Source organism: Bradyrhizobium sp. th-b2, assembly GCF_000426785.1.
Classification (GTDB): domain Bacteria; phylum Pseudomonadota; class Alphaproteobacteria; order Rhizobiales; family Xanthobacteraceae; genus Bradyrhizobium; species Bradyrhizobium septentrionale.
On sequence record NZ_AUGA01000006.1, the window covers coordinates 179,871 to 199,194 of the forward strand.

The following is a 19,324-nucleotide window of genomic DNA, read 5'->3' on the forward strand; positions in this document are numbered from 1 at the left end:
CGGCGCGCACGGTCGGCGCCTAGAACGCATCGATCCGGAACGCACGACCATGACGGGCTATGACGACCAGAACATCTTCGCCAGGATCCTGCGGGGCGAGGTGCCGAGTTTCAAGGTCCATGAAACCGACCGGACCTTTGCCTTTCTCGACATCATGCCGCGGTCGCCCGGACATACGCTGGTCATTCCGAAAGCGCCCGCGCGCGGAATCCTCGACATCGCGGAAGACGATCTTGCCGCCGTCGCGCGGTCGGCGAAGCGCATCGCCGTCGCCGCGATGAAGGTGTTCTCCGCTGATGGCATCATCATCCAGCAATTCAGCGAACCCGCCAGCGGTCAGGTCGTCTTCCATTTGCATATGCATGTGATGCCGGTGAAGGCCGGCGTCGCGCTGCTGCCCGCCCAGACGCGCAAGGAGGAGATGGCTGTGCTCGCCGATCATGCCAAACGCATGATCGCGGCGCTTGCGAGCTGAGCGGAGCGGCGCGGGTTAGACCCCGAGATAGCGCTGCAGGACCTCTGGCTGCGCCTTGATCTCCTGCGCGGGCCCTTCATGGACGATGTGTCCATTGTTGATGATGTAAATGCGCTGCGCCAGCGCGAGCGTTGCGGCGAGGTTCTGCTCCACCAGCACGATGGTCTGTCCGGCCTCGGCCAGATCGCGGCACGCCTTCATCAGGTCGCGCACGATCACCGGCGCCAGTCCTTCGAACGGCTCGTCGAGCAGGATGATCTTCGGATCGCGCACCAGTGCGCGCGCGATCGCCAGCATCTGCTGCTCGCCGCCCGACAGGTCAGTGCCGCGATTGCTCCGCCGCTCCCGGAGCCGCGGGAACATCTCGTAGATGCGGGCGAGCGGCCAACGCTGCGAGGCGGTCAGGCCGGCGATCACGAGGTTCTCCTCGACGCTCAGGCTGCCGAAGATGCGGCGCTCCTCATGGACCAGCTGCATGCCGGCCTGCGCGATCTTGTGGCTCTTCCTGCCGGATATCTCGACACCGTCGAACATCACCGAGCCGCGACGCGGGGTCACCACGCCCATCAGGCTCTTCAGCGTCGTGCTCTTGCCGGCGCCATTGCGGCCGAGCAGCGCCACCACCTCGTTGCGCTCGACCCGCATCGAGACGTCGAACAGGATGTGCGAATCCCCGTAATAGCTGTTCAGTCCATTGACCTCGAGCAGGCTCATGCGGCGAGCACTCCATGCACGCCGCCAAGATAGGCCTCCTGGACGGTCGAATTGTTCTTGATCTCTTCCGGCGTTCCCTCGACCAGTACGCGGCCCTCCTGCAGCACGGTGACGCGCTCGGCGAGCTCGAACAGCGCATCCATGTCGTGGTCGATGATGATCATGGTGCGGCCCTGGCTGATCGACTTCAGCAGCTTCACGGTCTCGACGCGTTCGCGCGGGCTCATGCCGGCCAAGGGCTCATCGAGCAGCAACAGGCTCGGCGACGTTGCCAGCGCCAGCCCGATCTCGAGCCGTCGCTTCTCGCCATAGGCGAGCTCCGACACGGGCGTATCGGGCCTCGAGGTCAGATTGACCAGCTCGAGCGTCTGCTGCACGCGCTCGGACAGGCCGGGGATGCTGTCGATGCTGCGGAACAGATCGAGCTTGAACTTGCCGCGAAGCCCCGACAGCGCCGCGATCACCAGGTTCTCGCGCACCGTCAGGCCGGCGAACAGCTGGTTGACCTGGTAGCTTTTGGTCAGGCCGAGCTGACAGACGTCGGTGACGTTCATCCCGGTGATGTCGCGGCCGCCAAATACGATGGTGCCCGAGGTCGGGTGGACCTCGCAGGTCAGCATCTTGAAGAAGGTCGATTTGCCGGCGCCGTTCGGGCCGATGATGCCGCGCAGCTCACCATGATTGACGGTGAAGTCGATATCGCTGTTGGCGAGCAGGCCGCCATAGCGCTTGGTCAGGCCCCGGGCCTGGAGGATCGGACCGGACGGATTGCTGTCCGTGCGGGGTGGGGCGGGCATCGGTGCGGCGGCGGCCGCGGCACGCCGCTCGCTTGTCACAGCGACAGTCTCCGGCGCGCTCTCGTCCGGCTCGCTCGTGCGGCGCGGTCCGGTCACGAGCCGGTAGAGATCGGCGAGGCCGCCGATGATGCCGCGGCGCAGGAAGCAGACCAGCAGCACGAACACGATGCCGAGCACGAGCTTCCAGGCCGCGCCGAGCCCGAGTGCCGCCTGCAGGAAGTCCTGCAGCGACAGCCAGACCGCGGCGCCGACCAGCGGCCCGAACAGCGTGCCGCGGCCGCCGATCGCCGTCTGCATCACGAGCTGCCCAGAGGTGTCGAAGGTGAACGCGTCGGGCGGCATGAAGGCCTGCAGCACGCCCAGCAGGCCGCCGGCAAATCCGGCATAGGCGGCGGCGATCACGAAGGCGGTCAGCTTGTAGCCGTGGATGTTGTGGCCGACCGCGGTCGCGCGCAGCGGATTGTCCCTGATCGCGTTGAACACGGCGCCGACCGGCGAACGCACGATGCGTAGCGCGATCACGACGCCGATGAAGTAGCACAGCGCCAGGAACTGGTAGAGCGACCAGCCGGTGGTGAAGTGCAGCGTGGTGAAGCCGAGATTGAAGCTCGGGGTCGGCACGCCCGGCAGCCCGTTCTCGCCGCCGGTGAAGTCCGACAGCGGATTGAACTCGACGAAGAAGAACACCTCCGCGATCGCCACCGTGATCATGGCGAAGTAGATGCCGGTGCGGCGCAGCGCGATCAGGCCGATCAGATAGCCCGCCGCGGCGGCCGCGATCATGCCGATGACGAGCGCGAGGACGACGTTCGGGAAGCCGGCGCGGGTCAGCAGCCATGCGGCGACGAAGCCGCCGGTGCCGTAGAAGGCCGATTGGCCGAACGACAGCAGGCCGGTGAAGCCGAACAGGATGTCGAAGCCGAGCCCGAACAGGCCCCAGACCAGGATCCGGTTCACCGTGTTGGGTGCGAAGCCGAGCCACGGCAGCACGAAGGGCGCGGCGATCAGGCCGGCGGCCGTCAGAAACTCGATCAGGTATGGGCGCTGTTTCAGCATTTAAAAATCCGTCGTCATTCGCGGCCCTGCGTGCCGAGCAGGCCGTGCGGTCTGAGCACGAGCACGAGCGTCATCGCCGCGAACAGCATGACGTAGGCGTAACCGGGGTTGAACATCGAGGTGATGCTGATGATCTCGCCGGCGATCAGTCCGCCGAGGATCGCGCCGGGAAACGAGCCGACGCCGCCGATCACCACCACCACGAAGGTCTCGACCAGGATGTCGTCGCCGACGCCGGGAGTCAGCGACACCACGGGCGCGTTGATGATTCCGGCGAAGCCTGCGGCCATCGCACCGATGCCGAACACGATCATGAAGACGCGGTAGACGTTGATGCCGAGCGAATCGACCATCACCGAATCCTCGATGCCGGCGCGCACGATCATGCCGAGCCGGGTGCGGTAGAGGATCAGGAACAGCGCGCCGAGCGCGACCGCGACGATGCCGACGACGGCGAGCCGGTAGGTCGGGTAGAACAGGAAGCCCATCGAGGTGATGCCCTGCAGCAGCGCCGGCGGCGGCACCACCTGCGACTGGCTGGTGAAGATCAGCCGCACGATCTCGACGAAACAGATGCCGAGGCCGAACGTGACCAACAGCTGGTCCTCATGCGGGCGATGGTAGAAGTGGCGGATGATGATCCGCTCCATCGCGACGCCGAGCGCCATCACGAACAGCGATCCCGCGATCACGGCGAGAATGAAGGAGCCGGTGTAGGAATAGGTCACGTATCCGGCGTAGCCGCCGATCATGAACATGGCGCCGTGGGCGAGATTGAGCACCCCGAGCGTGCCGTAGATGATCGTCAGCCCGGAGCTGATCAGCGCAAGCAGTGCGCCGAGCGCCAGTCCGTTGAAAAGTTGCGAAACGAAATTTGGCCAGTTGATCATGGCGTGCGTTCAGTCGGCCCAGTCAATGGAGGATGCGTTCCGACACAAAGCGGCGCCGCGGGTCGGGTCGCCCCGCCCACGGCGCCGAGTTGTCCCACGTTGATCAGGTGTAGTCGCCGAGATGGCAGCCGAACGCATCCGGCTTCTGGATCAAGCCGTCGCCGGCGACGATCTCGATCACCTCGTAATAGTCCTCCTTGTTCTTCATCTCCTTTTCCATCTTGCCGCGGACGATGAAGACGGGGCGGACGCATTGGTGATCTTCGGGGCGATAATGCACGTCGCCGACCAGCGAAGGGACGGTCTCGCCCTTCTCGTAGGCCTTGATGACGTCGGGCGGATAGAAACTGCCGGCTTCCTCGACCATGCGGGCCCAGTGCGCGAAGCTGACATAGGCGTTCTCGGCGCCCCATTCCGGTTTGTATCCGAACTTCTTCTCGAAGGTCTCGTTGAACATCTTGGCCAGCGGATACTTGTCCTCGATGGTCCACCAATAGTCGGTCGCGGCGTAGACGCCCTGCATCAGCCGCCGGTCTCCCGGGCGATGAACGGCACCTGGTAGGGCACCACGAGCTTCATCTTGTCGAGCACGCCGAACTGCTTGGCCTGCTGCGTCGACAGCACGGCGTCGTGGCCCCAGTTGACGTTGATCAGCACGTCGGCGCCGGAATTCGCGACATTGAGCAGATACGACGAATAGTCGGGCGCGCCGAGCGGCGACACCTGGTTGGTGGTGGTGGTCCAGCCCGCCTCGGCGAGGCGGTCCTGCATCGACTTGGTCACCGTGTGGCCATAGGTGTAGTCGGGCGTCAGATAGGCGGCCTTCTTGTTCTTGCCGAACTGCTTGATCAGCACCGGCGCGATTGCAGCGGCAGCGGTCTGGCCATAGAAGTTCTGGCGGAAACCGTAGCGCACGCAATCCTTGCCGGTGGTGTCGTTCGATCCGGAGATACCGCAAACGAAGATCACCTTCTCGCGCTGCGCCAGCTTGTTCAGCGCGACCGCGACCGCACTCGACGTGCCGCCGGTGATCATCACCGCCTTGTTCTCGGTGATGAAGCGCTGCTGCGCCTGCACGGCCTCGTTCGGCTTCGCCGCGGAATCCGCGACGCCGAACTTCAGTTCCTTGCCGAGCACGCCCTTTGAGGTCTTCGGCGAGATCTTCTTGATCAACTCGTGACCGCTGTTGATGTGCTCGATCGCGAGCTGATAGCCCTTGAGCTCATCCTCGCCCTGCACCGCATAGGTGCCTGTGCGCGGGACCGAGATGCCGATGAAGGCCGAGGAGCCGGCCGAGCCGGCGGGAAATGTCCCGATCGCCGGATGATCCTCGGCGAATGCCCGCGACGTGATCGAGGCCGGCAGCACGGTGCCGCCGATCAGGCCGGCACCGGCCTGCAGCAGGGTGCGACGCGAGACGTTCAGTGCTCTGCGCGGCAGGAAATCCTTGGTGCTCATCGCTCACTATCCTCCAATTATATGATTTTTGGCGCGCATGCTCACTGGCCGCCGGATCGGATCGATCGGCGGCTGGATGCGCCGGCTGCGATGGAGCAGCCCGTCGCAGCTACAATTCCCCACCGGCATATTTAGTCAATGTCGCCTTTCGTCGAATCATATCGGTCTACGATAGAATTAATGTCGGAATACGATATAGCTGGGTTTACCGCCCGGGTGCGGGTCCTGTAGTGAGAGGCGATGATCCACGAGCCTTCAAGTCGCACCGGAAATCCCGGAGAGCGCGCCGTGACCGAGGACGGCGGCGCTGAGCAGTCGAGCAGCCTGAGCATCCGCGCGATCAACGTTCTGAAGGAGTTGTCGGCCGAGCTGCTCGACGAAGTGCCGCCAAAGCTGGGCTGGACGCCGCCGGACGATCTGCTTCGCCTGCTCACGGCGCGCCATCTTGCGACCGCGCGAAACTGCGGACAGCAAACCATGCGCGAGATCATCGATTGGGCCGAGACGCGCGGGATATCGATCCCGGCGCCGCATCATACCGGCAAATCGCTGTCGGAGGTCTGGGGTGATCTGGTCGAGCGTGCCTCGGCCGGGCATCTCACCAAGAACGAGATCACCGAGGCGCTGGAGAAGTCGATCCGCCGCCGGAGCCCACGGATTCCGGTCGCGTTCCAGATCGTGCTGCTGAAGATCTTGAGTTCGAGCTACGATCACTGGCCGCAGCCGTGATGCCGCCCGGCCGTGCCGCTCGACCGTCAAACCGTTGAAAACATGAGTGCAAGGGCGTGAGGTAGGATGGTCCGCCGGGCCCGGGCTTGATAGTGTCGCACGGCTCCTGCCGTCCGGCGGAGCGAGCCTGGAGCAAGACCAGCGAATGCCTCAATCGAAGCAGCGGCGCGCGCCGGCCGCGACCGCAAAGCGTAGCGTCGCGGCCGCGACGGTCGATTACCCGGCGCTGGCGCGGTTTCGCCACCAGCTGCGCAGCTTCCTTGCGTTCAGCGAACAGGCAGCCCAGCAGGCCGGGTTGACGCCGCAGCAGCATCAGGCGCTGCTCGCCATCAAGGGCTTCTCCGGCGAAGAGCCAACCACTGTCGGCGATATCGCCCGCTATTTGCTGATCCGCCATCACACCGCGGTCGAGCTGGTCAACCGGATGACGAAGCTCGGGCTGCTGACGCGGGCGGTCGACGCCGCCGACGGCCGGCGTGTTCTGGTGACGCTGACAGCGCAGGGCGAGCGCAAGCTGCAAGCGCTGTCGAAGATTCACCTCGAGGAGCTGACCACGGCCGGTCCGGCGCTCGGCAAGATCCTGCGCCACTTCAGGCAGTCGCAAAAACGCTAGCGCATGATCCGGAAAAGTGCGCAGCGGTTTTCCGAAGAGATCATGCGCGAACAATAAATCGCGTTCTCAAGCCGCCGCGCCCTGCGCCGCGAGCTGCGCGGCCTGGTGCTCGGTGGTCAGCGCATCGATCAGTTCGCCAAGTGCCTCGCCCGCGATCACCTGCGGCAGCTTGTAGAGCGTCAGATTGATGCGGTGGTCGGTGACTCGCCCTTGCGGGAAGTTATAGGTGCGGATGCGCTCCGAGCGGTCGCCGGAGCCGACCTTCTCCTTGCGGTCGGCGGAGCGCGCGGCCTCGACACGCTGGCGCTCGGCGTCATAAATGCGCGAACGCAGGATGTTCATCGCCGATGCCCGGTTTTTGTGCTGCGAGCGGCTGTCCTGCATCATCACCACGATGCCGGTCGGAAGATGGGTGATGCGGATCGCCGATTCGGTCTTGTTGACGTGCTGACCGCCGGCGCCGCCCGCGCGCATGGTCTCGATCCTCAGATCGTCGTTCTTGATGTCGACGTCGACGTCCTCGACTTCCGGCAGCACCGCGACGGTCGCGGCCGAGGTGTGGATGCGGCCCTGCGTTTCGGTGTCGGGCACGCGCTGCACGCGGTGTACGCCGGATTCGAATTTCAGCTTGGCGAAGGCGCCGCGGCCCTGCACCTCGGCGATGATTTCCTTGAAGCCGCCGACGGTGCCTTCGCTCGCCGAGATCACCTCGACCTTCCAGCCCTGCAGGCCGGCGAAGCGCTCATACATCCGGAACAGGTCGCCGGCGAACAGCGAGGCCTCGTCGCCGCCGGTGCCGGCACGGATTTCCAGCACCACGTTGCGGTCATCCATCGCGTCCTTGGGCAACAGCGCGATCCGGATATTCTGCTCGAGCTCGCCGATGCGCGCCTGCAGCGTTTCCAGCTCGGCTTCCGCCATGCTGCGCATCTCGGCGTCAGTCCCCGCATCCGCCAGCATCGCCTCGGTATCGGCGAGCTCCGAGCGGGCGGAGCGATAGAGCTTCACCGCGTCGATCAACGGATTGAGCTCGGCGAGCTCGCGCGTGATCTGCACATAGCGCTCGGAGTTGACCTGGCCGAGCAGCTCGGCTTCGAGCGAGGCGTGATGGGTGAGCAGGACGTCGAGTTTGGCTTCGGGTAGCATGTTGAAGTCTCGAATTGCGGGAGGCGCGAAAGGGCGGCAGCGGCGACGACAGCGTCGCTACAAGGCCAGCCCCTCGGTTTCCGCAAATTTCGTCAGCGCCGCGCGGATCGACACGCTGCCAACCGGCGCGTCGAGCAGCGGATTGATCATCGCCTCCGCCTTCGTGGCGTCGAGGTCGAGGATCATCGCCTTGACCGGGCCATGCGCAGTTGCTGACAATGAAAGCGAACGGTAGCCAAGCGCGATCAGCGCCAGCGCGCCGATCGGTTTCGAGGCCATCTCTCCGCACAGCGAGGCGGCTTTCTTCGCAACCTTGGCCTTGCGCACGATGTCGCGCAGCGCGCGCAGGATCGGCGCCGACAGGGTGTCGAAGCGCTCGGAGACCTTGGCGTTGCCGCGGTCGACCGCAAACAGGAACTGGAACAGGTCGTTGGAGCCGACCGAGACGAAGTCGACCTTCTTCAAGAGCTCGTCGAGCTGGTAGAGCAGGGCCGGCACTTCCACCATGGTGCCGATATCGATTCGCTCGGGCAGCGAATGGCCATGCTGGCGCAGATAGGTCAGCTCGCGCTCGACGATCGCCTTGGCCTGGTCGAACTCGGCGACGTCGGAGATCATCGGGAACATGATCTTCAGCGCGCGGCCGCCGCCGGCGCGCAACAGCGCACGGATCTGGCCGCGCAGCAGGCCGGGGCGGTCGAGGCCGAGCCGAATCGCGCGCCAGCCGAGCGCGGGATTTTCCTCGACCACGGTCTCCATATAGGGCAGCGCCTTGTCGCCGCCGATGTCGAGCGTGCGGAAAGTGACGGGCTTGGTGCCGGCGGCGTCGAGCACGGTGCGGTACAGCGCGAGCTGGTCGCTCGAGCGCGGCAGGCTCGGGCTCACCATGAACTGCAGTTCGGTGCGGAACAGGCCGATGCCGGCGCTGCCGGTGTCGTCGATATGCGGCAGGTCGATGGTCAGGCCGGCATTGATCAGAAGCTCGATCGGCTGGCCGTCCTTGGTCACGCAGGCCTTGTCGCGCAGCGCCGAATATTGCGCCTGCCGCCGCGCCCGGAAGCGGACGCGCTCGGCGTAGGCCGATTCGATCTCGGCCGAGGGACGGACATAGATCTCGCCGGAGATGCCGTCGACGATGATGGCGTCGCCCGGATCGGCGATGCCGGGCGCGTTCGGCACCTCGCCGACCGCGGGAATGCCGAGCGCGCGCGCCACGATCGAGACGTGGGAGTTCGCAGTGCCTTCCTCCAGCACCAGGCCGCGCAGCCGCTTGCGGTCGTAGTCGAGCAGCGCCGCGGGACCCATCGCGCGGGCGATCAGGATGGCGTTGTCGGGCAGCTGCTCGCGCGACGGCGCATGGTCCTGGCCGACCAATTGCCGCATCAGGCGATGGCCGAGATCCTCGAGGTCGTGCAGGCGGTCGCGCAGATAGGGATCGGTCGAGCGCAGCATGCGCGCGCGGGTATCGGACTGCACGCGTTCGACGGCGGCCTCCGCGGTGAGGCCGGTGGCGACCGCCTCATGCAGCTTGTGCGACCAGCCTTGGTCGTTGGCGAACATGCGATAGGCTTCCAGCACCTCGCGGTGCTCGCCGCCCTCGGCGACGTCGCCGCGCTCCAGCATGCGGTCGAGATCGGCGCGCAGATTGGCCAGCGCGGTGTCGAGCCGCTTGACCTCCTTCGGCAGATCCTCGGCGATGTAGTTGGTGATGACGACGCGCGGCTCGTGCAGCACGACATGGCCGAGCGCGATGCCGTCGGAGAGCACTGCGCCGGTTTTGTGCAGCGAGTGCCGCGCGGCTGGCTCGGCGCCGGGCTGGGCCAGCGCAGCAAGCTCGCCGGAGGCGATCATCTCCGCCAGCACCATGGCGGTGGTCTGCAGCGCCTCGACTTCTTCCTCGACATAGGTGCGCTTGGCGCGGTTCTGCACCACCAGCACGCCGAGCGTGTTGCCGGCGCGCAGGATCGGCACGCCGAGGAACGAGTGGTAGGCCTCTTCGCCGGTCTCCGGGCGGTAGGCGAAGGCCGGATGGCTTTGCGCGTCGGACAAATTGAGCGGCGTCGCCTCGCTGGCGACGAGGCCGACCAGGCCCTCATGCGCGCTCATCACGGTGCGGTGCACGGCGTCGCGGTTCAGACCTTCGGTGGCGTAGAGTTCGAGCGTGTTGTCGACGCGCAGCACGTAGCAGGAGCAGACCTCGGCCACCATATTGGCCGCGATCAGCACCACGATCTTGTCGAGGCGCTCCTGGGCGGAGACTTGCTCCGCCATGGTTTCGCGGAGCCGTCTCAACAGGATGCGGGGGCCTCCCGACGCGCTCCGCATATGCTTCAATCCCTCCCCACGAGGCCGGCGCACCGGGCCGGCCGGCCGCTGGCGCAAAACTCGTCAAAACCAACAATTTTAGTCATTCGGCGTCGCCGCTCGCGCCAGTTCCCGCCGATTCGGGATCGCTGAAACTGTGCCACAGTTTGCGACAGCCCACCTGACTGGCCGTATAGCCAATCGAGGCTCGCTTTGCCAAGCAAAACGCCTGCCAGTAGCAAATAACGTCTGCGTCAGCTCAATGCTGCGCCCGCTAAGAGAAATTCTAACTCCGGGACGGGGGTACTGGAGGGTATCCCGTGCTCTCTCCTCCGTCATTCCCCGGGGCTTGCGAAGCGAAAGCCCGGAATCGATTTTCCCACGGAATCCGCGGCCCGGTGGATTCCGGGCTCGTGCTCCGCACGCGCTCAGGTGCGCAATTGCGCACCGGGAAATGACAGCGGATGGAGCTCCGTCCGCCGCTGGTCCGCGGTAACCCCTACGCCTGATCCAGCCCGTACAGTGTGTGCAGCGTGCGCACCGCGAGTTCGGTGTAGGCGGCGTCGATCAGGACCGAGAACTTGATCTCGGAGGTGGTGATGGCGCGGATGTTGATGTTTCGCTCGGCCAGTGCCTTGAACGCCTTCGCCGCGACGCCGGCGTGGCTGCGCATGCCGCTGCCGATCACCGAGACCTTGGCGACGTCGGTCGCGGTGTCGAGCCTGATGTAGCCGATCTTGGCCTTGGCGGAGGTGATCGTGTCCTTGGCGCGGTTATAGTCGGTGGCCGGAACGGTGAAGGTGAGGTCGGTGGTCTTGCCGTCCTCGGACACGTTCTGCACGATCATGTCGACATTGATGTTGGCATCCGCGAGCGGCCCGAAGATCGCCGCGGCCACGCCGGGCTTGTCCTCGATCTGGCGCACGGAAATCTGGGCTTCGTCCTTGGAGAAGGCGATGCCGGTGACGACGTGCATTTCCATGATTTCCTCCTCGCTGCAGATCAGCGTGCCCGGCGGCGTGCCGTGCGGGTCGATATCCTCAGGCTTGTCGAAGCTGGAGCGCACGAAGATCGGCATGTTGTGCACCATGCCGAGCTCCACCGAGCGAACCTGCAGCACCTTGGCGCCCTGCGAGGCCAGCTCCAGCATGTCCTCGAACGCGATCTTGTCGAGCCGGCGCGCCTTCGGCACCACGCGGGGATCGGTGGTGTAGACGCCGTCGACGTCGGTGTAGATGTCGCAGCGGTCGGCACGCAGCGCGGCCGCGATCGCCACCGCCGAGGTGTCCGAACCGCCGCGGCCGAGCGTGGTGATGCGGCCGGTCTGCGGATTGATGCCCTGGAAGCCGGCGATCACCGCGACCTCCTGGCGCTCCTTGAAGCGGGTGATGATCTCGGTGCCGTCGATATCGAGGATGCGCGCCGAAGCATGCGCGTCCGAGGTCTTGATCGGGATCTGCCAGCCCTGCCAGGAGCGCGCCTGGATGCCGATACCCTGCAGCACGATCGCGAGCAGCCCGGAGGTGACCTGCTCGCCGGAGGCGACCACCGCGTCATATTCGCGGGCGTCGTGCATCGGCGAGGCGTCGGTGCACCAGCCGACCAGTTCGTTGGTCTTGCCGGACATCGCGGAGACGACGACGGCGACCTCGTGGCCCGCGTCGACCTCGCGCTTCACATGCTGCGCGACATTGCGGATGCGATCGATATTGGCGACGGACGTACCGCCGAATTTCATCACGAGGCGGCCCATGACGACGCGTCTATTCCTTTAAGAGGATAAGTAGGTTAACCCACGCCGAAAACCGCAAGCGCGGGGACCGAAAGGCGCGTATACATAGCGCCGCGCCCGGGGGCAAGCCGCTTCCTGGGGGTCCCTGGAGGGTCTTTTGGGGTGTTTTTACCGGTTGCGGGCGGGCTGTTGCGCGAGGGTAACGCAAGGGTAGCGCGAGGGTAATTCGAAGGCGGATCGGATGGGGCGTTACATCGACGAAATCCTGCAGCCTGGCGAGAAGGTGCTGTATTCCACCAACGCGCACTGGATGTTCTATCTGCCGGCGATCGGGGCCTGGATTGTGGTGCTGGTGCTGCTGATCCTGTCGCGGATGACGGCGGTCGACGGCCTCACGCTGGCTTGCCTCGCGGCCGCTGCCGTGGTCGCGGTTGCGGCACTCTACTGGAGCGTCACGGCCTGGTTCCATCGCTGGACCACGGAAACCGACGTCACCAATTTCCGCGTGGTGCACAAGAGCGGCTTCATCAAGCGCCGCACCTTCGAGATGAGCCTCGACAAGGTCGAGAGCGTCGACGTCAACCAGAGCATCATGGGGCGGCTGCTCAATTATGGCGACGTCACCATTCGCGGCGTCGGCGAGGGCATCGAAACCATCAAGACCATCGCCTCGCCGCTATCGTTCCGCAATTCGATCACCGCGCGATAGGGGCGCGCGCAATCATGGCCACAACGCTTTCCAATGCCTCCGCCAACTCGGTCGATCCGGCCGAGGTCGCGAAGTTCTCGAAACTGTCGGATGAATGGTGGGATCCGCGCGGCAAGATGGCGCCGCTGCACAAGATCAATCCGCTTCGCCTGACCTATATCCGCGACGCCGCCTGCCGCAAGTTCGAGCGCAACGCCAAGAGCCTGAACTGCCTGTCCGGGCTGCGCCTGCTCGACATCGGCTGCGGCGCCGGGCTGCTGTGCGAGCCGTTCACCCGGCTCGGCGCCCAGGTGATCGGGATCGATCCATCCGCCACCAACATATCCGCGGCCAAGCTGCACGCCGACAAGGGCCATCTGTCGATCGACTACCGCTGCACCACGATCGAGGACATGGACGTACGCGAGCGCTTCGACATCGTGCTGGCGATGGAGGTGGTCGAGCATGTCGTCGATGTCGGCGCCTTCATCAAGCGCTGCACGGCGATGCTCAAGCCCGGCGGGCTGATGGTGGTCTCGACCCTGAACCGCAACTGGAAGAGCTTCGCGCTGGCGATCGTCGGCGCCGAATATGTGCTGCGCTGGCTGCCGCGCGGCACCCATGACTGGGGCAAGTTCGTTACCCCCGCCGAGCTCGAACGTTATCTCGGCGACGTCAACCTCACCGTCACCGAACAGGCCGGCGTGGTCTACAACCCGATCGCCGACAAATGGAGCGTCTCGTCCGACATGGACGTGAACTACATGGTGGTGGCGGAGGAGGTGTGAGAGGCGAGGGTCTCGGCCACACGATAGGTGTCGTCCCTGCGAAAGCAGGGACCCATAACCACCGGCTCATCTTGGGGGCGAGGTCCGCGTTACGAGCATGTATGCGGCGCGTCAGTTGACCACGTCAGCCGCGCCGGGCACGCTGCGCGCGTACTCTCGCCCCGGCACACTTCCCTTATCCCGCATGCTCACGATCGCCTCGCTCTGGATCCCCTTCACCATCGTCGCTGCCTTCGGGCAGGTGGCGCGCAATGCGATGCAGCGGCATCTGACCGGGCCGCTCGGCACCTGGGGCGCGACCAATATCCGCTTCCTGTTCGGCCTGCCGTTCTCGGTGGTGTTCTTCGCGCTGGCGGTGCTGCTGACCGGCGATGCCGTGCCGTGGCCTGCGGCGTCGTTCTGGCCGTGGCTGCTCTCCGGCGCGCTGAGTCAGATCGTCGGCACCGGCTTCATGCTGCTGGCGATGAACGACCGCTCCTTCGTGGTGACCACGGCCTACATGAAGACCGAGGCGATCCAGACCGCGATCTTCGGCTTCATCTTCCTCGGCGATCATCTCACGACGCCCAAGGTGATCGCGATGGTGATCGCCACCGTCGGCGTCGTCATCACCGCGCTGCGGCCCGGCGGGCAGAAGAGCTTTGCGGATCTGCGCCCGACCGTGCTCGGCCTCGGCGCCGCCGCGGTGTTCGCGATCTCGGCGGTGAGCTTTCGCGGCGCGATCATTGCCGTGCCCGGCGTCTCGTTCGTGACGGCGGCCTCCTACACGCTGATGTGGAGCCTGTTCGTCCAGACGCTGATCCTGTCGGTCTATCTGTTGCTGCGCGCGCCCGACGTGCTGCGGAAAATCCTCGGCCTGTGGCGGCCTTCGATGTTCGCGGGCTTCATGGGCGCGTTCTCCTCGCAATTCTGGTTTTTGGCCTTCGCACTCACCGCCGCCGCCAATGTGCGCACGCTGGCGCTGATCGAGGTGCTGTTCGCGCAGGGCGTGGCGTATTTCTCGCTCAAGCAGCCGTTCTCGCTGCGTGAGGTGTTCGGCATTGTCCTGATCGTCGTTGGCGTTGCCTTGTTGATCGCTGCTTAGACTCTTGTTTGACGCGTTTTCTTCACGCGAACCGGTAAGCCACTTTGCTCGAGAACGCTATGGATTAGCCTTTGACGGCAACCAGCACCGCGCCGGCCGAGATCAGCGCGATCCCGATCCAGCCATAGGCCGAGGGGCGCTCGCCGAGGAAGACGGCGCCGAACAGCGCCACCAGCACCACGCTGAGCTTGTCGATCGGCGCCACCAGCGTCGCGGGGCCGAGCTTGAGCGCGCGGAAATAGCAGATCCATGACGCGCCGGTGCCGAGCCCGGACAGCAGCAGGAACAGCCAGCTTTTGGCCGAGATCGGTCCGGCCTGGGTGAACTGCCCGGTTGCGAACAGGATCGCCGACAGCGTGATCAGCACGACCACGGTGCGGATCAGGGTGGCAAGATCGGAGTTGATGCCTTCGACGCCGACCTTGGCGAAGATCGCGGTCAGCGCGGCGAAGATGGCCGAAAGAAACGCCCAGACCTGCCAGGAAGAAAATGTCTCGGGAGTCATTCAGGACGCTCGGCCGGTTTAGCCCACCCGTCATTGCGAGCGAGGCGAAGCAATCCATAGCGTAACAAGCGCGAAGCTGGATTGCTTCGTCGCTTCGCTCCTCGCAATGACGAGAGCGAAGCAGTGCGCGTCAATTCCGATCTTCCGGCAGGGTCGGCAGCGGCGAGACCTCGACGCCTTCGTCGATCAGCGCGCGCGCCTCTTCGGGCGAGGCCTCGCCATAGATCGGCCGATGCTCGATATCGCCGTAATGCATCTTGCGCGCCTCGTTGGGGAAGCGCTCGCCGACATTGTCGGCGTTCTTGACGATGTGGTCGCGCAGCTCCTTCAGCTTGGCGCGCAACTCGCGCTCCTGCGCCATCATCAGCGACGTCGATTCGCTGGCGGGTGCGGGTGCCTCGGCGGGGGCAGGCGCCGCTGCGGGGGCTGGCTGAGCCTTCTCGCGGCCCTTCTTGCCGATGATCTGCGGCGCCATGATCGCGCGCTCGACCTTGCTCGACCCGCAGGCCGGGCAATCGATCAAATGACGCCGCTCCTGCGATTCATAGGCCGACGAGCTCTGGAACCAGCTCTCGAACTGATGGCCGTGCTCGCAGCGCAGCGTGTAGCGGATCATGCCGAACCCCGGACCAGGTGCAGATGTTCCGGGCCGGCCTTGGGGTCGGCGATGCCGAAACGCCTGCCGTGCTGCAGCGAGGGGATGGTCTTTCGCGCGGTCTCGACCTTGGCGGGATCGATCTCGGCCAGGAACACGCCCGGCTCGACGCCGCCCTCGGCGAGGATCTCGCCCCAGGGGTCGATGATCAGCGAATGCCCGAAGGTCTCGCGCTTGTTCTCATGCAGGCCGGCCTGCGCCGCGGCGAACACGAAGCATCCGGTCTCGATGGCACGGGCGCGCAGCAGCGTGTGCCAATGCGCCTCGCCGGTCTTGCGGGTGAAGGCGGAGGGCACCGTGAGGAAGGAGGCACCGGCCTCGGCCAGCGCGCGATAGAGCGCTGGGAAACGCACGTCGTAGCAGATCGTCAGTCCGATCCGGCCCCACGGCAGGTCGGAGATCACGGCGGTCTCGCCCGGCTGGTAATTGGCCGATTCGCGATAGCTCTCGCCGCCCGGCAGATCGATATCGAACATGTGGATCTTGTCGTAGCTCGCGAGCTGATTGCCCTCGGGCCCGATCAGGAACGAACGGTTGACCGCCTTCTCCGGCGAGTAGCGCAGCGCCAGCGAGCCGATATGCAGATGGATCTTCAATTCGGCGGCGAGTGCGCGGTAGGCCTTCAGCGACTTGTCGTCCTCTTCGCTCGCTAAGTGCTCGAACAGCGCCTTGCGGTTCAGCTGCATCATGTTGCTGACCTCAGGCGTCAGCACATAATTGGCGCCCTGCGCCGCGGCCTCGCGGATCAGCCGCGTGCCCTGCTCCAGGCTCGGCTCCGGCAGCAGTCCGGTGCGCATCTGCACCATGGCGGCGGTGAAGGTTGTGCTATCGGCCATCAGGCGCCGCCTCCGTTGCTGAGCAGGCCGTCGAGCTTGCCTTCGCGGTCGAGTGCGTAGAGCTCGTCGCAGCCGCCGACATGGGTCTTGCCGATGAAGATCTGCGGAAAGGTCGTGCCGGCCCCAGCCCGGTTGTACATCTCGTCGCGATAGGCCGGGTTGCTGGCGACGCTCAATTCGGTGAACGCGGCGTTCTTGCGCGTCAAAAGCGATTTGGCCGCGGTGCAATAACCGCAACCCGGACGGGTGTAGATTTCGATGTCGGCGGTCATGGTGCGCTCGGTTGAACCAGAATACGAGATTATATGGGAGCGCGGTGGGTATCGACAACCCGGGCAAACACCAGCACGTCGACCTGCGACGCCTTGGCCCGCAGCAGCGCCCGAGCGCAGGCATCGACTGTAGCGCCCGAGGTGAGGACGTCGTCGACCAGGATCACGCGGCGGCCCTGGATGTCAGCCTTGCGTTCGGCGGCGACCCCGAATGCGCCCTGCACATTGCTGGCGCGGTCCTTGCGCGACAGTCCGATCTGCTGCTCGGTGGCGCGGACGCGCCGCAGCGCCTCGGAGACCATTTTGACGCCGCTCTGGCGCGCGATCGCCTTGGCGAGCGCGCCGGACTGGTTGTAGCGCCGGCTCCAGCCGCGCCGCCAGTGCAGGGGAACCGGCACCAGCATGTCGGCCTCCTCCAGCAATTCCTTCCCCGCGCGCGCCATCCAGCGGCCCATTGTTGGCGCCAGATCGGTGCGATCCTGGTATTTCAACGCGTGCACCAGCGTGCGTGCGACGTCGTCATAGCGCACCGCGGCGCGGGCACGCTGGTAGGACGGCGGATTGGCGATCGCCTCCATCGACAGCAATTCGGGCCCGGGATCGTAGACGAAGGGAATGCCGAGCCGTGGGCAGAACGGCTGTGCGATGAACGACAATTTGGCCCAGCACGCCGCGCAGACGCCCTCGCCATGAACCGGCTCGCGGCAGGACACGCACAGCGTCGGCAATGCGATGTCGAGCATGAGCCGCGCGGTGCGCAGCCACGCGCCCCCGACCGCGCCGAGCGCGCGCTGGAAGTGACCGGTAATGGAGCGTGGGGGTGATGTCTCGGCGTCCATGGCGGACGAGGCTAGCGTTTGGGCAGCGCAGGCTCAAGGCGCATTGCCTGCGACCGCGGTCCGGCGTAACGAGCGGGCATGGCACCGACCCCGGCAACTGCTCCCATTCTGTTCGATCGCGCCTTGCTCGGTGCGCGGCTTGCGCGCGCGGGGCGCGAGGGGGCGGCGACATTTCTGCTCGAGCGCGCCACGGAGGACATGGCGGACCGCTTGCAGGCGGTGTCACGCAGCTTTTCCTCAGGCGTCGACGTCTGGACGCCGGGCGACGGGCTTGCGGACGCCTTGCGCGTGCGGGTCGCCTCGGTCGATACGATCGGCTTTGCTGAGGCGGAGTCGCTCGGCCTGCCGCCGGAGTCGCGCGATCTAGCGGTCTCCGCGCTCGCCTTCCAGTTCGTCAACGACCTGCCGGGCGTGCTGGCGCAGATCCGGCGCGCGCTGAAGCCGGACGGGCTCTTGCTCGCCGCGATGCTCGGCGGCGACACGCTGACCGAGCTCAGGCAGAGTTTTGCCGCGGCGGAGGCCGAATGCGAGGGCGGGGTGTCGCCGCGCGTCGCGCCGTTCGCCGATCTGCGCGACATCGGCGCGCTGTTGCAGCGGGCAGGCTTTGCGCTGCCGGTCACCGACGTCGACCGCGTCGTGGTGCGCTACGCCAGCGCGTTCGCGCTGATGGCTGATCTCAGGCGCATGGGTGCCACCAATGTGCTGCGCGAGCGCCGTCACTCCCCGACCCGCCGCGCCACCATGCTGCGCATGGCGCAAATTTATGGCGAACGTTTCGGCGATCCCGACGGCCGCATCCGCGCCACCTTCGACATCGTCTGGCTGTCCGGCTGGGCACCGCATGACAGCCAGCCGAAACCGCTGCGGCCGGGCTCGGCGAAGGCGAGTCTGGAAGCGGCGGTGAAGGGAAGTAAGCGTTAGGGACGCACTGTGCCACGGCCCCTCTCCGCTTGCGGACAGGGCTATCGCATATGGCTATCGGTCATGACGACTTGGACACGTCGCTTGTGGAAGCACGCAAATGCCATACGCTCTGGGGCGAGCGTGCGTCTGCGCGATTTCGGAATATTGGAAGAGTATCCGTGAGTTGCCCGACGTGTCAAGTAACCCTGGTCGAACGCCGGCCACCGCCGGTTACTTTGCATGGGGTTGTTTTCGATATTTTGGCAGCGCGCCTCCCTCGCAAGCGGAGAGGCGAAGAAGATCACAACAACAAATCGATCAGATGTGGCAGCAGCGGGATGTCCGCGGGCGGCATCGGGTAGTCGCGCAGCTTGTTGGCGCGTACCCAGGCGAGGTTCTGGCCCTCGCGCGCCACGACCATGCCCTCCCAGCGCCGGCAGATGTAGAGCGGCATCAGCAGATGGAAGGTCTCGTAGGCGTGGCTGGCGAAGGTCAGCGGCGCGAGGCACGGCTCGCTCACGGTGATGCCGATCTCCTCATGCAGCTCGCGGATCAGCGTCTGTTCCGGCCGCTCGCCCGGCTCGATCTTGCCGCCCGGAAATTCCCACAGGCCGGCCAGCGCCTTGCCTTCGGGGCGCTGCGCCAGCAGCACGCGCTTGTCGGCATCAACCAGCGCGCAGGCGACGACGAGGGTCAGCTTGATGTCAGCCATGCGGGGCCAAGGTCCAGATGCGGTGTTGGCGGAGATTCTGTCATTGCGAGCGAAGCAAAGCAATCCATCTCTCTGCACGCGCGGACAGATGGATTGCTTCCGCCTTCGCTAAAGCTACGGCGGACAGG

The 19,324-nt window shown here is 65.6% G+C and carries 19 protein-coding genes and 1 pseudogene; 7 read left to right on the top strand and 13 right to left on the bottom strand.

Going from position 1 to position 19,324, the window contains the following annotated elements; genetic code table 11:
* Nucleotides 1-49: 49 nt before the first annotated feature.
* Nucleotides 50-475, top strand: a complete 426-nt coding sequence (locus tag K359_RS0111920) for an HIT family protein (protein WP_029079553.1) — start codon at nt 50-52, stop codon at nt 473-475.
* Nucleotides 476-490: 15 nt separating this feature from the next.
* On the opposite strand, the gene K359_RS0111925 is transcribed toward K359_RS0111920, so the two are convergent.
* The 4 genes and pseudogenes from K359_RS0111925 to K359_RS51735 all read right to left on the bottom strand — a co-directional run bounded on the left by K359_RS0111925 (nt 491) and on the right by K359_RS51735 (nt 5,390).
* Complete coding sequence (locus K359_RS0111925; protein WP_029079554.1) at nt 491-1,189, bottom strand: ABC transporter ATP-binding protein; 699 nt, start codon at nt 1,187-1,189, stop codon at nt 491-493.
* Nucleotides 1,186-3,042 carry an ATP-binding cassette domain-containing protein gene (locus tag K359_RS0111930; RefSeq protein WP_029079555.1) on the bottom strand — a complete coding sequence of 619 codons (1,857 nt, stop codon included), beginning with the start codon at nt 3,040-3,042 and terminating at the stop codon, nt 1,186-1,188. The genes K359_RS0111925 and K359_RS0111930 overlap by 4 nt, the downstream gene beginning before the upstream one ends.
* A gap of 14 nt (nt 3,043-3,056) precedes the next feature.
* Nucleotides 3,057-3,932: a branched-chain amino acid ABC transporter permease gene (locus K359_RS0111935; RefSeq protein ID WP_029079556.1), complete on the bottom strand. Its 876-nt coding sequence runs from the start codon at nt 3,930-3,932 to the stop codon at nt 3,057-3,059.
* 103 nt (nt 3,933-4,035) lie between these two features.
* A pseudogene (locus K359_RS51735) lies at nt 4,036-5,390 on the bottom strand (substrate-binding protein).
* Nucleotides 5,391-5,678: 288 nt separating this feature from the next.
* Here K359_RS51735 and K359_RS0111945 point away from each other — a divergent pair.
* Together K359_RS0111945 and K359_RS0111950 are read left to right on the top strand one after the other, a co-directional pair.
* Nucleotides 5,679-6,119 (top strand): hypothetical protein, encoded by a 441-nt coding sequence (locus K359_RS0111945; protein WP_245284581.1) that lies wholly within the window; start codon nt 5,679-5,681, stop codon nt 6,117-6,119.
* A gap of 145 nt (nt 6,120-6,264) precedes the next feature.
* Complete coding sequence (locus K359_RS0111950; RefSeq protein ID WP_029079558.1) at nt 6,265-6,732, top strand: MarR family winged helix-turn-helix transcriptional regulator; 468 nt, start codon at nt 6,265-6,267, stop codon at nt 6,730-6,732.
* Between the two features lie 66 nt (nt 6,733-6,798).
* Here K359_RS0111950 and prfA read toward each other — a convergent pair whose 3' ends face one another.
* The 3 genes from prfA to K359_RS0111965 form a co-directional block, all read right to left on the bottom strand.
* A complete protein-coding gene (gene prfA / locus K359_RS0111955; RefSeq protein ID WP_029079559.1) occupies nt 6,799-7,878 on the bottom strand; it encodes a peptide chain release factor 1 in 1,080 nt (359 codons plus the stop codon).
* Between the two features lie 57 nt (nt 7,879-7,935).
* Nucleotides 7,936-10,203, bottom strand: coding sequence for a phosphoenolpyruvate--protein phosphotransferase (gene ptsP / locus K359_RS0111960; protein WP_029079560.1), 2,268 nt, complete (start codon nt 10,201-10,203; stop codon nt 7,936-7,938).
* Nucleotides 10,204-10,681: 478 nt separating this feature from the next.
* Nucleotides 10,682-11,935, bottom strand: coding sequence for an aspartate kinase (locus K359_RS0111965; protein ID WP_029079561.1), 1,254 nt, complete (start codon nt 11,933-11,935; stop codon nt 10,682-10,684).
* Nucleotides 11,936-12,155: 220 nt separating this feature from the next.
* Here K359_RS0111965 and K359_RS0111970 point away from each other — a divergent pair, with 220 nt between their 5' ends.
* The 3 genes from K359_RS0111970 to K359_RS0111980 all read left to right on the top strand — a co-directional run bounded on the left by K359_RS0111970 (nt 12,156) and on the right by K359_RS0111980 (nt 14,474).
* Nucleotides 12,156-12,623: a PH domain-containing protein gene (locus K359_RS0111970; protein ID WP_029079562.1), complete on the top strand. Its 468-nt coding sequence runs from the start codon at nt 12,156-12,158 to the stop codon at nt 12,621-12,623.
* A gap of 14 nt (nt 12,624-12,637) precedes the next feature.
* Nucleotides 12,638-13,390 (top strand): bifunctional 2-polyprenyl-6-hydroxyphenol methylase/3-demethylubiquinol 3-O-methyltransferase UbiG, encoded by a 753-nt coding sequence (gene ubiG / locus K359_RS0111975; protein WP_029079563.1) that lies wholly within the window; start codon nt 12,638-12,640, stop codon nt 13,388-13,390.
* 184 nt (nt 13,391-13,574) lie between these two features.
* On the top strand, nt 13,575-14,474 hold the full coding sequence (locus tag K359_RS0111980; RefSeq protein ID WP_029079564.1) for a DMT family transporter: 900 nt from the start codon (nt 13,575-13,577) through the stop codon (nt 14,472-14,474).
* A gap of 64 nt (nt 14,475-14,538) precedes the next feature.
* Here K359_RS0111980 and K359_RS0111985 read toward each other — a convergent pair whose 3' ends face one another.
* The 5 genes from K359_RS0111985 to K359_RS0112010 form a co-directional block, all read right to left on the bottom strand.
* Complete coding sequence (locus tag K359_RS0111985; protein ID WP_029079565.1) at nt 14,539-14,979, bottom strand: EamA family transporter; 441 nt, start codon at nt 14,977-14,979, stop codon at nt 14,539-14,541.
* Nucleotides 14,980-15,109: 130 nt separating this feature from the next.
* Entirely contained in the window at nt 15,110-15,595 is a 486-nt protein-coding gene (locus K359_RS51740; RefSeq protein WP_035976481.1) for a DUF1178 family protein, read from the bottom strand.
* Nucleotides 15,592-16,470, bottom strand: a complete 879-nt coding sequence (locus tag K359_RS0112000) for a carbon-nitrogen hydrolase family protein (RefSeq protein WP_029079566.1) — start codon at nt 16,468-16,470, stop codon at nt 15,592-15,594. Before K359_RS0112000 ends, K359_RS51740 begins: the two co-directional genes overlap by 4 nt.
* A complete protein-coding gene (grxC, locus tag K359_RS0112005; RefSeq protein WP_029079567.1) occupies nt 16,470-16,742 on the bottom strand; it encodes a glutaredoxin 3 in 273 nt (90 codons plus the stop codon). Before grxC ends, K359_RS0112000 begins: the two co-directional genes overlap by 1 nt.
* A 29-nt stretch (nt 16,743-16,771) precedes the next feature.
* Complete coding sequence (locus K359_RS0112010) at nt 16,772-17,581, bottom strand: ComF family protein (protein WP_029079568.1); 810 nt, start codon at nt 17,579-17,581, stop codon at nt 16,772-16,774.
* Nucleotides 17,582-17,659: 78 nt separating this feature from the next.
* Between K359_RS0112010 and K359_RS0112015 the strand changes: the two genes are divergently transcribed.
* The gene (locus K359_RS0112015; protein ID WP_029079569.1) at nt 17,660-18,502 is read left to right on the top strand and encodes a methyltransferase domain-containing protein; all 843 of its coding nucleotides are present in this window, start codon (nt 17,660-17,662) and stop codon (nt 18,500-18,502) included.
* Nucleotides 18,503-18,785: 283 nt separating this feature from the next.
* On the opposite strand, the gene K359_RS0112020 is transcribed toward K359_RS0112015, so the two are convergent.
* On the bottom strand, nt 18,786-19,196 hold the full coding sequence (locus K359_RS0112020) for a (deoxy)nucleoside triphosphate pyrophosphohydrolase (protein ID WP_029079570.1): 411 nt from the start codon (nt 19,194-19,196) through the stop codon (nt 18,786-18,788).
* Between the last annotated feature and the right edge of the window lie 128 nt (nt 19,197-19,324).